13 protein-coding genes and 1 pseudogene are annotated in these 14,054 nt (G+C 61.2%); all 14 read right to left on the reverse strand.

The window, feature by feature from the left end; translation table 11 throughout:
* On the reverse strand, positions 1-1,131 hold a 1,131-nt coding region (locus tag AWB68_RS38015), incomplete at its 3' end, for a Re/Si-specific NAD(P)(+) transhydrogenase subunit alpha (RefSeq protein WP_087649369.1).
* Positions 1,132-1,208: 77 nt separating this feature from the next.
* On the reverse strand, positions 1,209-2,096 hold the full coding sequence (locus AWB68_RS38020) for an amidohydrolase family protein (RefSeq protein WP_200828906.1): 888 nt from the start codon (positions 2,094-2,096) through the stop codon (positions 1,209-1,211).
* A gap of 99 nt (positions 2,097-2,195) precedes the next feature.
* Complete coding sequence (locus tag AWB68_RS38025) at positions 2,196-3,203, reverse strand: substrate-binding domain-containing protein (RefSeq protein ID WP_200828905.1); 1,008 nt, start codon at positions 3,201-3,203, stop codon at positions 2,196-2,198.
* A gap of 29 nt (positions 3,204-3,232) precedes the next feature.
* Positions 3,233-4,222, reverse strand: coding sequence for an ABC transporter permease (locus AWB68_RS38030; protein WP_087649371.1), 990 nt, complete (start codon positions 4,220-4,222; stop codon positions 3,233-3,235).
* A gap of 75 nt (positions 4,223-4,297) precedes the next feature.
* On the reverse strand, positions 4,298-5,812 hold the full coding sequence (locus tag AWB68_RS38035) for an ATP-binding cassette domain-containing protein (RefSeq protein WP_235028730.1): 1,515 nt from the start codon (positions 5,810-5,812) through the stop codon (positions 4,298-4,300).
* 272 nt (positions 5,813-6,084) lie between these two features.
* Positions 6,085-7,086 (reverse strand): transketolase family protein, encoded by a 1,002-nt coding sequence (locus AWB68_RS38040; RefSeq protein WP_087649372.1) that lies wholly within the window; start codon positions 7,084-7,086, stop codon positions 6,085-6,087.
* Positions 7,083-7,925 carry a transketolase gene (locus AWB68_RS38045; RefSeq protein ID WP_087649373.1) on the reverse strand — a complete coding sequence of 281 codons (843 nt, stop codon included), beginning with the start codon at positions 7,923-7,925 and terminating at the stop codon, positions 7,083-7,085. Before AWB68_RS38045 ends, AWB68_RS38040 begins: the two co-directional genes overlap by 4 nt.
* 43 nt (positions 7,926-7,968) lie before the next feature.
* The gene (locus tag AWB68_RS38050; RefSeq protein ID WP_087649374.1) at positions 7,969-9,297 is read right to left on the reverse strand and encodes an MFS transporter; all 1,329 of its coding nucleotides are present in this window, start codon (positions 9,295-9,297) and stop codon (positions 7,969-7,971) included.
* An 80-nt stretch (positions 9,298-9,377) separates the two neighbouring features.
* The gene (locus tag AWB68_RS38055) at positions 9,378-10,127 is read right to left on the reverse strand and encodes an SDR family NAD(P)-dependent oxidoreductase (RefSeq protein ID WP_087649375.1); all 750 of its coding nucleotides are present in this window, start codon (positions 10,125-10,127) and stop codon (positions 9,378-9,380) included.
* Positions 10,128-10,272: 145 nt separating this feature from the next.
* Positions 10,273-10,587: pseudogene (locus tag AWB68_RS38060) on the reverse strand (LysR substrate-binding domain-containing protein); the annotation flags it as partial.
* Between the two features lie 275 nt (positions 10,588-10,862).
* Positions 10,863-11,189 carry a hypothetical protein gene (locus AWB68_RS38065; protein WP_087649377.1) on the reverse strand — a complete coding sequence of 109 codons (327 nt, stop codon included), beginning with the start codon at positions 11,187-11,189 and terminating at the stop codon, positions 10,863-10,865.
* Between the two features lie 83 nt (positions 11,190-11,272).
* Complete coding sequence (locus tag AWB68_RS51210; RefSeq protein WP_327384097.1) at positions 11,273-11,536, reverse strand: tyrosine-type recombinase/integrase; 264 nt, start codon at positions 11,534-11,536, stop codon at positions 11,273-11,275.
* A gap of 84 nt (positions 11,537-11,620) precedes the next feature.
* Entirely contained in the window at positions 11,621-13,291 is a 1,671-nt protein-coding gene (locus AWB68_RS38070) for a site-specific integrase (protein WP_327384099.1), read from the reverse strand.
* The gene (locus AWB68_RS38075) at positions 13,284-13,796 is read right to left on the reverse strand and encodes a hypothetical protein (RefSeq protein ID WP_087649378.1); all 513 of its coding nucleotides are present in this window, start codon (positions 13,794-13,796) and stop codon (positions 13,284-13,286) included. Before AWB68_RS38075 ends, AWB68_RS38070 begins: the two co-directional genes overlap by 8 nt.
* Positions 13,797-14,054: the final 258 nt, after the last annotated feature.

The raw sequence follows: 14,054 nt of genomic DNA on the forward strand, positions 1-14,054 counted from the left end.
CGTGACTTGTCCATCGCGGCACTGAAGCGTGGCCGCGACGATGTCGTCCGCGAGATCGATGTTGAGCGTGCCTTCCTTCGTGATGATCAGCTTGAGGAAGTCGAGCAGGTTGCGTGCGTAGAGCGCGGAAGCGTCGGCGGCGACCATCGAGGCAAGATTGGTATAGCCGACGATATGCACGTCATGCTTCATCACCGCTTCATCAACGACGGTCAGCGGGCAGTTGCCGCCCTTGCGACCTTCATACTCAGGGCCGCGACCGGCCGCGAGATCGATGATCACCGAGCCTGGCTTCATGTGCTTGACCGTTTCGACTGACAAAAGCGTCGGCGCGGGGCGGCCCGGAATCAGCGCGGTGGAGATCACGATATCGGCGGCTTTCGCACGTTCGTGCACTTGGGCGGCCTGCCGCGCGAGCCAGCTTGGCGGCATCGGGCGTGCGTATCCACCGACGCCGACCGCTGCTTCACGCTCCTCATCGGTTTCGAACGGCACGTCGACGAACTTGGCGCCCAGCGATTCGATTTGCTCCTTCACCGCCGGCCGCACATCGGACGCCTCGACCACGGCGCCCAGGCGCTTGGCGGTCGCAATCGCCTGCAGGCCCGCGACGCCCGCGCCCAACACCAGCACGCGCGCGGCTTTCACAGTCCCGGCGGCAGTCATCAGCATCGGCATGAAGCGCTGATACAGATTGCACGCGACCAGCACCGCCTTATAGCCCGCGATATTGGCCTGCGACGACAACACGTCGAGACTTTGCGCGCGCGTCGTACGTGGCGCGGCTTCGAGCGCAAACGCGGTGACGCCCGCCGAAGCCAGTCGAGCGGTGTTTTCCGTATTAAAGGGATCGAGCATGCCGGCCAGCACGCTGCCAGACTTCAGCAACGGCAGTTCGGCCTCACTCGGGGATTGGACTTTGAGAACGATCTCGGCGGCAAAAGCGGTATTCGCATCGACCAGCTCGGCGCCCGCAACGGCGTAAGCATCGTCGATATAGCTTGCCGGCAAGCCCGCGCCGCTTTGCACCGTGACCCGGTGACCTTGCGACACGAGCTTCTTGACCGTCTCGGGCGTAGCGGCGACGCGCGCCTCGTTCGCCCGCGTTTCAGCAGGCACTCCGATGTGCATCTTGATTCACCTCTGTGTCAGTCTGGGACAGCGCTTTCGTGGTATAGGGCTGCCCCGGCTCCTATTTTTGCGGGTCCCTACAATCTGTAAACTCGCTCTGCATTGTCATGAAACAGCGCCCGACGCTCAGCGTCCGAGAAGTCGAGCGTGATGGCTTTGAACGCATTGAAGACGTCGTCGTAGCTGCTAAAGAGCTTGTCGACCGGAAAGTTGCTTGCGAACATGCAACGTTCCGTTCCAAATGCGCCAATTGCATCAAGAACGAACGGGCGGATGCTGTCGGTCGTCCACTTCCAGTCGCCCATGCCAAGCCCCGATATCTTGCAAAACACGTTGGGTGCGGACGCGAGCAATTTCATGCTGGCTCGCCAGGCGGCGATGTCGTCAGCGCCCCGATCGACCGGCATGCCCGTATGGTTAAGCACCACCGGCGTGTCAGGAAACACTTTTGCAAGCGCGAGTGCCTCTTCCATTTGCGTGTAGTAAAGCTGCAAATCGAAAGACAGGCCGTAGCGTTCAAGCAAGCCATAGCCGCGTTGCCACTGCGCATCGCTCATCAGATGCGGATGGTCGATGAACGTCTTGACCGGATCGCGATGGTAATTGAGGCATTGGCGGATCCCGCGAACGTTCGGAAAAGCGCAGTGCTCCTCGATCGTCTGCTGGACGGTCGGCGAAGATAGGTCCGCGAAAGCCACGATGCCGTGCGGATAGCCATGTTGGTCCGCCACGCTCTGCAGCCAGCGGGTCTCCGCTACCGGATTATTGTGGTCATACTCCACCTGGAGGTGGACGCTCTTTACCACATTCTGATTCTTGATATCTTCACGGAAATCGTCGATCAGATAATCGCGACGAATCGCCGAGTAGTCGCCGAAGACTCGCTCGAGCATTTCGTCCTGCAACCACGGATAGCGTCCGGCTTTCAGATCGTACAGGTGATGATGGGGATCGATGATCGGCAGGTTGTCCACGTTGTCTCCTGATCGGTTCGTCATGTTCGTTAGCAAGGACAGTCGGCGGGAAGCGTGCTTCCGACCGACGTTCACCTGGATGCAAGTGCTTCAGTACTTGCCTGCCGACGGAGGATAAACTCGCTTGACCACCTTCTGCGCATCGGGCTGATCGATGGTCTCCTTGGTCACGAGCGGCTCTTTCAACGCGAGTTTCTGCGTTGTCGGCTTGCCGGTCAGAGCGTTCGACACCTGAGTCGTTGCATCGATGCCCTGCCCTACCGCTTCCTGCAGGAACAATCCTTGAATCACGCCATCGCGCAGCAGCTTGATCGTGGTCGGGCTGCCGTCCGCTGCCACGACCGCAACCTTGCCCGTCATGCCGCGCGTCTGAAGCGCCTTGGCGGCGCCTGTGCCGGCCTCGTCGTACATGCCGTAAAGTGCGCGGACGTCGGGGTGCGCGGTCAGAATGTCATTCGCCTGCGCAACGGCTTCAGATACCGTGAGTCCATGCGTCTCGAGCATCTGCGTCAGATCGCAGCCATCGGCCTTGAACGATTCCTTCGCACCGGTCAGATACTTCTGCGCATTCTCGCGGTCCTGTGGCAGGGACAGCATGCCGATCTTGTTGCTCCCCCGTTCCTTTGCAAGCTTGCACACATACGATCCTTGCGCCTTGCCGGTTTCGTAGTTGTTTGCCGTTACCGCTGAAGTGAAATCCGTCTGTCCCGGTTGCGGCCCGATTCCGGCGAACGCGATCGGAATCTGCTTCTCCTTCAGCACGCGTAGAACCTGCGGTGTGCTCGTCGAGCTGACAGGTCCCATTACGATTGCGCTGACGCCGCGTGTGAGCGCGGTTCGAACATTGTCCATCTGCTTGGCCGGCGAGTTCTCGGAGGTCAGCTCGATGTAATTCATACCAAGCTCTTTGGCTCTCTCCTTTACGCCGTAGCCCACCCACTGCCAGTAGGAAATGTCGAGCGACGGTGCGATGTAAGCGACGGTCTTGGCATCCGCCGCGTTCGCAGAGCAGGCCGCCAGCGACAAGCCGAACGCGACAGAAGCGAATGCAATGGCGCGCACGGGATGCCGCATCGATTGAGCGATGCTGTTCAACATGAGATGTCTCCGTTATGTAGTGTCCGGCTCTAGCGCCGGGCTTTGGTCACGCGGTCGATCAGCACCGCAATGAGGATGACGACACCCGTGACGGTGCCTTGCCAGAAACTATTGACGCCGATAAGATTCGCGCCGTTCTGGATGATGGTGATCATCAATGCGCCCAGCAGCGCACCAATCGCGGACCCCGTGCCGCCAAAAAGACTGGCGCCGCCGATGACGACCGCGGCAATTGCCTGCAGCATGAGGCTTGATCCTGCCGTCGCTTCTGAGTTGCCGATGTAAGAGACACTGACCAGCCCGGAAAACGATGCAAGCAGACCAGACAAGACATACGCCGACATACGCACGCGATTGACGGGAATTCCGATCACACGCGCCGACGAGCTGCTGCTGCCGATCGCGTAGAGCCAGCGGCCGGCCACGAGCTTGCGAAGGCAGACTTCGATGACGATCAGCAACACGGCACACCAAAGCACGTAGTTGGGCACGCCTGGAATGAGCGTTCCCGCGTCGAGGAGCCAGAAGTTCGGATCGGAGATCGGCAGCGAATGGCCGTCGGTCACGATGAACGAGAGGCTTCCGGCGATCGCGTAAGTGCTCAACGTCACGACGAACGGCGCCAGGCCGACGTAGGTCACCAGCGCTCCGTTGATGGCACCAATCAGCAGCCCGATGGACAGGCCAGCCGCACAGCTGACGAACGCACCGAAGCCGTGTGCCATGGCCAGGCCCGTGACCATGCCCGTCAGTGAAAAAACGGAGCCTACGGAAAGATCGATGCCCCCGGTAATGACGACAAGCAATACTCCGAACGCCATGATGACGAGCGGCGCGGACGCTTGCGCGACGTTAGACACGTTACCGACCGATAGCGCTGCCGGCACGATGAAGCCGACAGCCAGTTCCATCACGATGATGGCGATCGCGATAGCGATCTCGGTTCGGTAAAGGCTCAGCAAACGACTGCGGCCGCGTGGGCGTGATGCATCTGCGACTGGTTGAGTCACCGTCTTCATGTTCGTCTCCGTTAAGTAATCGAGCCGGCGTCTCATGCGCCGCTTTCAAATAGCGTTTTTTGCTGCCACTAGGTCTTAGGCCGCCATGCCGGTTGCATGCGCGAGTTCCGCCTCGTTGATCTGGTCCTCTTTCAAGATTGACGTTGGCCGACCGTCCGGATCGAACGCGAGCACGGTGTCACACAACTCGGCCAGCTCCACGTATTCGGTCGACCACCAGACGATAATTGCGCCTTGAGCCGCCATCTCGCGAATCAGTGTGTAGATCTCCCGCTTCGTGCCGATGTCGACACCACGCGTCGGCTCTTCCAGCACCAGTACCGTTGGTTTTAATTTGAGCCAGCGCGCGATCAGCAGCTTCTGTTGCGTTCCGCCGCTGAGAGTTGCGGGCAAGTCCCAAAGCGAGCCCGCACGGATGCTGAGCGCATGGAGCAGGTCGTGGCCATCGGTCACTTCGGCATCGCGCACGGTGCGTTTGCGTCCGATTACCCGTGCCGACGCGGCGAGGTTGTCGACGATCGGGAGGTTCGCAAGAATCCCCTTGTTGGCGCGGTCTCCCGAGACGAATCCGACGCCATCGCGCGCAGCGGCAGAGGGCCGCCGATAGGCGACCGCCATTCCATTGCGCGCGATTGACCACGCATTCGTCGACGAGACGCCGGTGAGGGCGTCCATTAACGCTTCCGGCCCGGCAGGCGGTCCGGCAAGCCCGAGAAGGGTGCCTGCGCCGATTTCGAGATCGATTCCCTCTGTTTGGATGCGCAACGTGTTGGGCGTGCCAGCCTGGGTGCCGGTGCTGCTATTTCGCCTTCGTTGGTCTCGCGGTGGCTGTTTCGTTGATCCCACGGCGGCCTGACCCATCTGGTCGACGATTTCAGCGTCGGTGATCGACGTCAGTGCCACCCGATCGACGGCGGTCTGACCGTTTCGAATGATTGTGCAGACGTCGGCAATTTGACGGATTTCTCGCATCCGATGCGAAACGAACAACACTGCGAGCCCCTTGTCGACCGTAAGCCGTCTAAGAACGGCAAAAAGCCGCTCCGTCTCGCCAGCAGTCAGGTTCGCGGTCGGCTCGTCGAGCAGAAGTAGAGACGCACCCGAGTCCAGCGCACGAGCGATCTCGACCAATTGCCGTTCATGCAGACTCAGATCCGCCACGAGCCGGTCGACGGCGGCATGCGCGAACGCAGGGTCGATTAGCGAAAGGGCATCGACGGCTATGCGGCGTGCCTCGCCTCCGTTGAACAGGCTCCATGCGCGATGACGCCGCGGCAGCGCGATGTTTTCAGCGACCGTCAGATGCGGCAGCAGCGCGAGCTCCTGATTGACGACCGCGATTGAGTTCTCGTCGGGCGTCTCAGCGCCTCCCGACGATGCACGGTTCCGTGCGAACTCGAGACTTCCCCCGTCGCGTTCGATCTGTCCAGAGATAATTTTGATGAGGGTAGATTTGCCGGCCCCGTTTCCGCCGAGAAAAGCATGCACCTCTCCTGCGGCGACCGACAGATCGAAGCCTTTGAGGACACTCGTCGGACCGTAACTCTTTACGATCCCGCGCGCGGCCATCAGGTAGGGCAGTTTGTTCACAGGAGCTCCTTCGTTCTTTCGGGTGTTCGGGCCTTCAGCACACAAAACAGATCACTTAGATAGATTTACTCTTGTCTCATTTCGCATTCCTAATGGCATACGATTGAGAACGGACGTTGTTAGATATTGCACCTGAAGTCGCCCGTCTTTGTTCAACGGTGCGTCAACGATCCGGACGCACCGTCCTCCTCTCTCGGCAAATCGAAAACCGGGTCACATCGTCCTTTGGATGTTCCCCCCGTCGCGACGAGGCGTTCGAGGAGCCCGCGGCCTCATCCAAGCCAGCCTTTGATGGTTTCGGCCATCACGTGGGTCGAAATGCCATAGCGATCGTGCAAGGTCGGTAACGCGCCCGCAGCGAGGAACTCGTCGGGCAATGCGATTTGCCGATACATCGGCGTGACGCCAGCCGTGAGCAGCGTGGTTGCGACAGCTTCGCCGAGGCCGCCGATCGTCGAATGGTTCTCGGCGACCACCACCAGGCGGCCCGTCCGTTTGGCTTCGCGCAGAATCGTCTCGGTGTCGAGCGGCTTGATGGTCGGCACGTGCAGCACGCCCACACCGACGTTGTCCGCCTCCAGCGCCTTCGCCACTTCCAATGCGCGCATTGTCATGATGCCCGAGGCGATGATCAGCACTTCCGCACCATCGCGCAGCAGCTTCGCCTTGCCGAGCTCGAAGGTGTAGTCGTATTCGTCGAGCGCGGCGGGGACGTTGCCGCGCAAGAGGCGCGCGTACACCGGACCCTTGTGCTCCGAAATTGCGGCCACCATTTGCTCGGTATCGAGCGCATCGCAGGGATCAATGACCGTCATATTCGGCATCGCGCGCATGACCGCGAGATCCTCGGCCGCCTGGTGGCTTGGGCCGTAGCCGGTCGTGAGGCCTGGCAGTGCGCAGATGATCTTCACATCGAGGTTGTCCTCGGCGATGGCCTGGTGCATGAAGTCGTATGCGCGGCGGGTGGCGAACACGGCGTAGGTCGTGACGAACGGTTGAGCACCTTCGTGCGCCATGCCGGCGGCCGCACCCATCAGCAACTGCTCGGCCATGCCCATCTGATAGTAGCGTTCAGGAAATTCCTTCCCGAAGATGTGCAGGTCGGTGTACTTGCCGAGGTCGGCAGTCATGCCGACCACGTTCTTCTTCTCCCGGGCCAACTGCGCCAACGCATGGCCGAACGGCGCGGAACGCGTAACTTGTCCTTCGCCTGCAATCGAGGCGATCATCGCCGAGGTCTTCAGACGCGGCTTTTTAGTGGTGGTATCGCTCATGCTTGTCTCCCTGCTTCGAGTGCTGCAAGCGCCAGTTGCCACTCGTGGGCATCGACGCGGATGAAATGGTTTTTTTCGCGTTCTTCGAGGAACGGCACGCCGCAGCCCATGCGCGTATCGCAGACGATGATCCTCGGCTTGGCCTCCGGATGATTGCGTGCGTTGTCGAAGGCCACTTTAACTGCATCGATATCGTTGCCGTCGATGCGTTGCGTGTACCAGCCGAACGCTTCGAGCTTTTCGACGAGCGGCTCGAACGCCATGATCTTCGACGAGGGACCGTCGGCCTGCTGGTTGTTGACGTCGACCATGGCGATCAGGTTGTCGAGCTTCCAGTGGGCCGCCGACATGAGGCCTTCCCAGATCGCGCCCTCATCGAGTTCGCCATCAGAAAAGAGCGTGTAGACGAAGGCGTCCGAGCCCTTGCGCTTGAGGCCAAGGCAGCGGCCCACCGCGATCGTCAGACCGTGGCCGAGCGAGCCGCCCGACATCTCCATGCCCGGTGTGTAGCTCGCCATGCCGGACATCGGCAACCGGCTGTCGTCGCTGCCGTAGGTTTCGAGTTCTTCCGGTGGCAGAAAGCCGGCTTCGAACAGCGCGGCGTAGAGCGCAATCGCATAGTGGCCATTCGAGAGCAAGAAGCGGTCGCGTCCTTCCCAATCGGGGTTCTCAGGCTGATAGCGCATCGCGCCGAAGTAGGAAACGGCCAGCACATCGGCGATGTCGAGCGCCTGGCCGATATAGCCTTGCCCCTGCACTTCGCCCATCAGCAAGGCGTTTCTGCGAATCCGATAGGCGCGCTCAGCGAGCGTCACCGCATCTGATGACGGACTGTTCATGGTGTCTCCTTGATTTGAAAGTAAGTCTTTGCAGCGGACGGTGTCAGCGATTGACGGTCTTGGCCGGCACGAGGAAAACAAGCCCGGCACCGATGACGATTACGACGGAGATAAAGATGAGCCCGGCCGTCGACTTACCGGTCAGGTCATTCAACCAGCCGACGATAGCCGGCGAGAAGAAGCCTGCGAGATTCGCGAAACAGTTCACCGCGGCGATACCTGCTGCCGCCGACATGCCACCGAGGAGCGCGGTCGGCAGCGACCAGAACTGTGAGGAAGACGCAAGGATGCCGGCGGCGGCCACGCTGACACACACCAGAGATGCAGCAACTCCGCCCAGCATCGGCAGCGTTGCGAAGCCTGCCGCCGCTACGAGCATCGGGATCGCCAGATGCAGACGCCGTTCGCGATGACGGTCGGCGCTGGCGCCCACCAGCGGCAGCGCAATGATGGCGCAGAAGTACGGAATGGCCGTGAAGATGCCCACCCACAGCGGATCGGCGACACCCGACTTGCGGATGATGGTCGGCAGCCAGAAGGTCAGGCCATACTGACCGAGCACGACGCAGAAGTAGATCGAGGCCATCAGCCACAGACGACCATCGCCGATGAACGACCTGATCGACACATGGGCGACCTTGTGCGCGTTGTCGTCGGCGACGTTGCGCGAGAGCAGCGCCTTCTCCGCGTCGGTGAGCCACTTGGCGGCCGCAATGCCGTTGTCGAGGTAGAAGAGGATCGCGACACCGAGGAAGAGCGACGGCAGCGCCTCGAGCATAAACAGCCACTTCCAGCCCGCGAGGCCGTGCACACCATTAAACGCATGCATGATCCATCCGGACAGCGGTCCACCGACAATGCCGGCAAGCGGAATTGCCATGAAGAAGAGTGAGAGCGCCTTGGCGCGCCGTGCTGCGGGAAACCAATAAGTCAGGTAAAGAATGACGCCTGGTGCGAACCCTGCCTCGGCCACGCCCAATAGAAAGCGCAGGAGATAGAAGGTGGTGGGCGATTTGACGAAGACGAAGCAGGCAGAAATGACCGCCCACGTCAGCATGATGCGGGCGAGCCAATTGCGTGCGCCCAGTTTGTGCAGGAGGATATTGCTCGGCACCTCGAAGAGGAAATAACCGATGAAGAAAATCCCCGCACCGATGCCATAGACGGTGTCGCTGAATCGCAGGTCGTTGAGCATCTGCAGTTTCGCAAAGCCCACGTTGACGCGATCCAGATACGCGCCGAGATAGCAGATCATCAGGAACGGTATCAGGCGCCGCCCGACTTTCGCATACGTTTTTACTTCAAAGCTCGCCAAATCGGCGACAGACGTGACTTCGCCCGACGCCGACGGCGCAGTGGACTTCGCTTTCATGAGTGTCTCCTGCCGGATCGCCCCGAGTTGTCCCGGGTGCATTGGTGACTCATCCGCCACGATCGTGGCGGACGTCGTTCTTAGTGAATCAACATGCCGCCGTTGACATCGAGCGTGATGCCGGTGAGATAGGCCGACAGGTCGCTCGAGAGGAAGAGGCAGGCGTTTGCGACGTCGGCTGCATCGCCAAGCCGGCCGAGCGGAATGCCCTTGATGACGTCGGCGCGCATCTCGGCCGTGAGTTTGTCGCCCGTGATATCGGTCTGGATCAGGCCCGGAGTGATCGAGTTGACGCGGATGTTGTCCGCCCCGAGTTCACGCGCCATCGCACGAGCGAGGCCCAGCACGCCGGCCTTAGCGGCACTGTAGTGGGGACCGCCGAAGATGCCACCGCCGCGTTGCGCGGAAACCGACGACATGCAGACAATACTGCCGCTCTTTTGCTTTCTCATCTGCGGAATGACCGCCTGTGACATATAGAGCGTGCCGCGCAGGTTGACGTCGACGACCGCATCGAAGTTGGCCGCTTCGATGTCCATCGTCTTCAACGGTTGGGTGATGCCCGCGTTGTTGATCAGGCCGTCGACGCGGCCATACTTCTCGATGACCGCCTTCGCCGCTGCCAGGCATGCTTCCTTGTCGGTCACGTTGCAGGCGAGGCCGAGATGATCTTCGCCGAGGTCGCGGGCGGCGCTTTCGGCATCTTCCTTCCTAAGGTCCAGGATCACGACTTTTGCGCCCTGCGCGGCGAGCGCTTTGGCCGTGGCCTTGCCGATACCGCGCGGCGAGGCCGCACCTGTGACGATTACCACTTTGCTGTCGAGCAACATGTTTGTCTCCATCGATCGTGTTAGTTGGTAGACGCAGTTTCAGCGCTTCAACCATCGCGATCAATGCAGTTTGGCTCAACTATTGCTGAAAAATTTTCAGGTGTCGGAGGACTCGCGTTTCAGGTGAGGCCGGCGCGTCTTGACGTTACGACGCAGGACGGCTGATCTCCTCTTCGACCCACGCCAGAAACCTGGCGACACGCGGCAAGTCGGCGTTCTGGGACGGGTAAACCAGATGATGGGCGCCGACTTCCACCGCGAAGTCGCGATCGAAGACCTGCACGAGCGTTCCTCGCCTGAGATGGACCGACGCGAGCATCGTACTTTCGAGCGCGATGCCGTGCCCGAGCGCCGCGGCTTCGAGCGACATGTACGAACGGTCGAAGGAGAAGTCGAATGCTTTGCGGGCCACAGCCACGCCGAACTTTCCGAACCATTGCTTCCACTGCACGCAGCCCGACGACGCGATGAACAGCTCAAGTCAGCATTTTATGACGAACCCTACGGGCAAACGCTGCCTATCCTCGTCGTGCGATGAAACAGGTTCAGCCTCGATCTCGCCCCTGGCCTCCCCGCACTTCCGTCGGTCCGAAGGATTCCGTTGTACGGTGCGACAGGAAGGCCACCTTTGCAAGGCGCGGACTATTGTTGCGGGATTCGGACAGAGTTTGCACAAAAGAAGCGGCAAGAGCCAGAACCAACAGCTCCACCGGAGCTATCAGGTCCTTTGATCTCTTACCGAGTGAATTGCCCTGTTGCGACCTTCCAGGCTTGAAGATCGTTGTCGTCGATCCAGCTTGCGGCAAGCTCACACGCCGCGCGTGCAGCCGCAGTCACGACGTCGCCTCGTTTGATCGTGATCTCAACACTGCTGTCCCCGTCCTCTGCAGCAATGTCACCCTCGCGGGGACGCGAAAACGAGATGCCCGTCTCGACCAATAACTTGATCAGATCGTCGCGCGAATTGAGCGGATCAAACTGATCGAGGTTCACCGGGACCACGCGATCCGCGTCCGAGAATGCGGCCAGTCCCGCGCGCAGGTTCAATTCTTTGTCATTCATTGCGTTTTCCTGTGTTCCGGCGCGACAGGCGCCGGGAAGCGATTAGATTCTTTCAGCTACGCGTGCAGCGACGGATGTGCTTCTCATTGCCCCGTCTTATGCGCGGCGACGCCAGCATAGTAGCGAGCCACTTCTTCGACCACACGCTGCTTCTCGGCTTGCACATAGATCGTTGTGGTCTGCAGTGAAGCATGGCCCAGGATCTTCTGCACGACATCGACCGGGACTTCATCGGCGACTGACTGAGTACCGAAGGTGTGGCGAAACGCGTGGGCGTTCGCCTGCCCGAGCCGCATCCGTTCATCGAGGCTCAAGTCGTCCATCGTCTCAACCAGTTCGGTGAGCATCCGACTGATCAACCGGTTCAGTCCGTCAGCGGTGTAGCCCGCCTCATTCGCATGTTGCCCATCCCCGCCCTCCCCGGCTCGATGTCACCGCCGTGACGCGTCGGTCCATGGAATGATGACGGGGCCAAGCAGCGGCCCATTCTGATTGTCTTCTTCGGCCGCGCCATCGAAATCTTGAGCCCGGTCGGCCCAGTGCGCACGTAGCGCGCTCAGCGTCACCGCGCTCACCGGCACTGTGCGCTCACGTCGGCCCTTGCCGACAATCGTCAGCTCCCACACAGGTCGCTCGAGCGTCCCATACGACGAAGGGCGCAAATTTTCGCGCCGGGCGCTCGCCGCTTCTTCGCGCCGCAGGCCCGAATCGCCCATCAACAGAATCGCCGCGCGCACCGCGCGCCACTGCGCAGTGGATCGGCTATCGCCCGCTTCCGCCGACCGCGCATCGAGCTCACCGCGCAGCTTACGCCACAGCTCAGCGGGCAAGGCGCGCTCGATTTTCATCGCACGCTCGCGCTTGATCGCAACCGGATCGTTGACGGCCTTCCACGGATTGCCAGCCAGATACCGCACATCGACCCACCAGGTGAACGCCGCTCGCAGGGCTCGCACCGCGTAACGCTGGGACTCGCCAGAAAGCTCCCCGCTTGCGAACGGGCGCCAGCGCGGCGAGTTCCGGGTGAAGCGCTCACCGACAAAGCGTGGATCCGGGCTTTTCAGGAAATCCTTGTACGCCTCGCAGTCGTCGACTCGCAGGTCACTCAAGGCCTTGCCGCGCAGCACCACCGCCCACAACAGGAACCGCTCGAGCTCCTTGGTATACGCCCGCAGTGTTTTGGGCTGATCGCGATAACGGTTCAGGTACGCGCGCACCGCATCGAGGTCGTGCTGCGTCTGGATATAACAGAAGGCGGTTGATCGGTTCTCGCGGTCGGCACCCGACAGCGCGTGCGGCACTGCAAGTCGCTCCAGCGGTGCCAAAATAACTCGCGGCTGATCTGAACCCCTCGGACCGGATTCCGTCACATTTGAGTTGTGCAGATCGAGCCTTGAGACGACCTCGACAAGCTCCGCCGCCACGAGCGTTACACCCTCCTGCTCAACCGAGTCGACATCCGCGTCGACCGTCAGACCGAGCGCACTCTGCTGACGCCGCAACCAGCTCACAATCGCGCGTGCCCGGCCCGGACCAATGCGCGGGATCGAGCTCCACCAGCTGGCGCCGCGCCGGTTGCAGAACGCAACGAGCTCACCCAGCGTCGTGATCCCCTCCCCTTTCAGACGCCGGGCCACGCGCGGCCGTAACCAGGCGCCGATTGCGTGATCCGGATGCGGCGAGGCTGCCGCCAACTGCGCGGCCTCGGTGACCATCCGAAAGGTCACCGCGGTCAGCTTCGGTTGGCCATGCCGCTTGATGGAGGCGCGCAGGTGCTCGGCGAGTACCGTTGAGCCGTGGGCGATCGCAAGTTGCACCAGCGTGTCGAGCATCCTGGCGAGGTGTCGGTCCATCGCACCAGCCGTCGCCGCGTGCGAATCAGCGTCAGAATCAGCGTCAGAATCAGCGTCAGAATCAGCGTCAGAATCAGCGTCAGAATCAGCGTCAGAATCAGCGTCCGGATCGTAGTAGGTACGCGCGATCACTGCGGGCGCGATGCGCTCCACATACGCGCGCAGTGCCGTGAAATCCTTCGTCGTATAGCCGCGCTCGACGGTGAGCTTCTCCGGGGTGGGGGTCGGGCCAATCGAGCGTTCAGTCATCGCCGCCCTCCTCGCCGTCCGATGCCATCGGCGACTTCGGCGACTTTGGCGGTTGCGGCCGGAACCCCTGCAGCTCAGCATGCGCCTGCGCCATGAACACCTCCGGCCAGGTCCCGCACAGAATCTCGAAAGGAATCCGCGCGTCAAGCAGGCGCGCGGCGAGCCGTACGTCATCCAGCTGCTCGCCCCACAGCGCCCGCTGCACCAGCACCACGGCACCGCATTCCGCAAGGTCTTCGAGCACGGGTGTGAAATCGGGGTGGTGAAGTACGGCCGGCCCGTACGTCTGGGCGAGCACGGTGAACACCGCGAGTTCGATGCGGGTCGGTTTGAGCGGCGGGGGCACCCACGTGCCGAGCACAATCCGCAGCTTGGCGTTCACGGTAGCGGCCGCCAGCTGGCGCCTGCGCGTGATCGCCTGGTCGAGCGCCAGCACCACGCGCGCGACCGCGGCGTCGGAGAATTCGGCAAACTCGTCGTCACCGTCCGCAAAGTCCTGTGCCACGGGCCCCTGCCCTCTTTGGTAAATCAGAATAGGCCAATTTTACCCCGCAAACGTCATCCCGATAATACGATTTATCAGGCATGCGAACTAAATCGACGACGGGTTACTTGCGCAGGCATGATCCGGCAAGAATCCGAACGGATCTCGCTTTGCGACCCCACGTCAGTCGACCGGGAAAGATTTGGACGTCCGCTTTCGAGCCAACGACAGTCATCGATTTCCCTACGCCACTGTAGCGGTCTGCGCGACGAGTAAGTC

The sequence above is a fragment of the Caballeronia choica genome (genome assembly GCF_001544535.1).
GTDB lineage: Bacteria > Pseudomonadota > Gammaproteobacteria > Burkholderiales > Burkholderiaceae > Caballeronia > Caballeronia choica.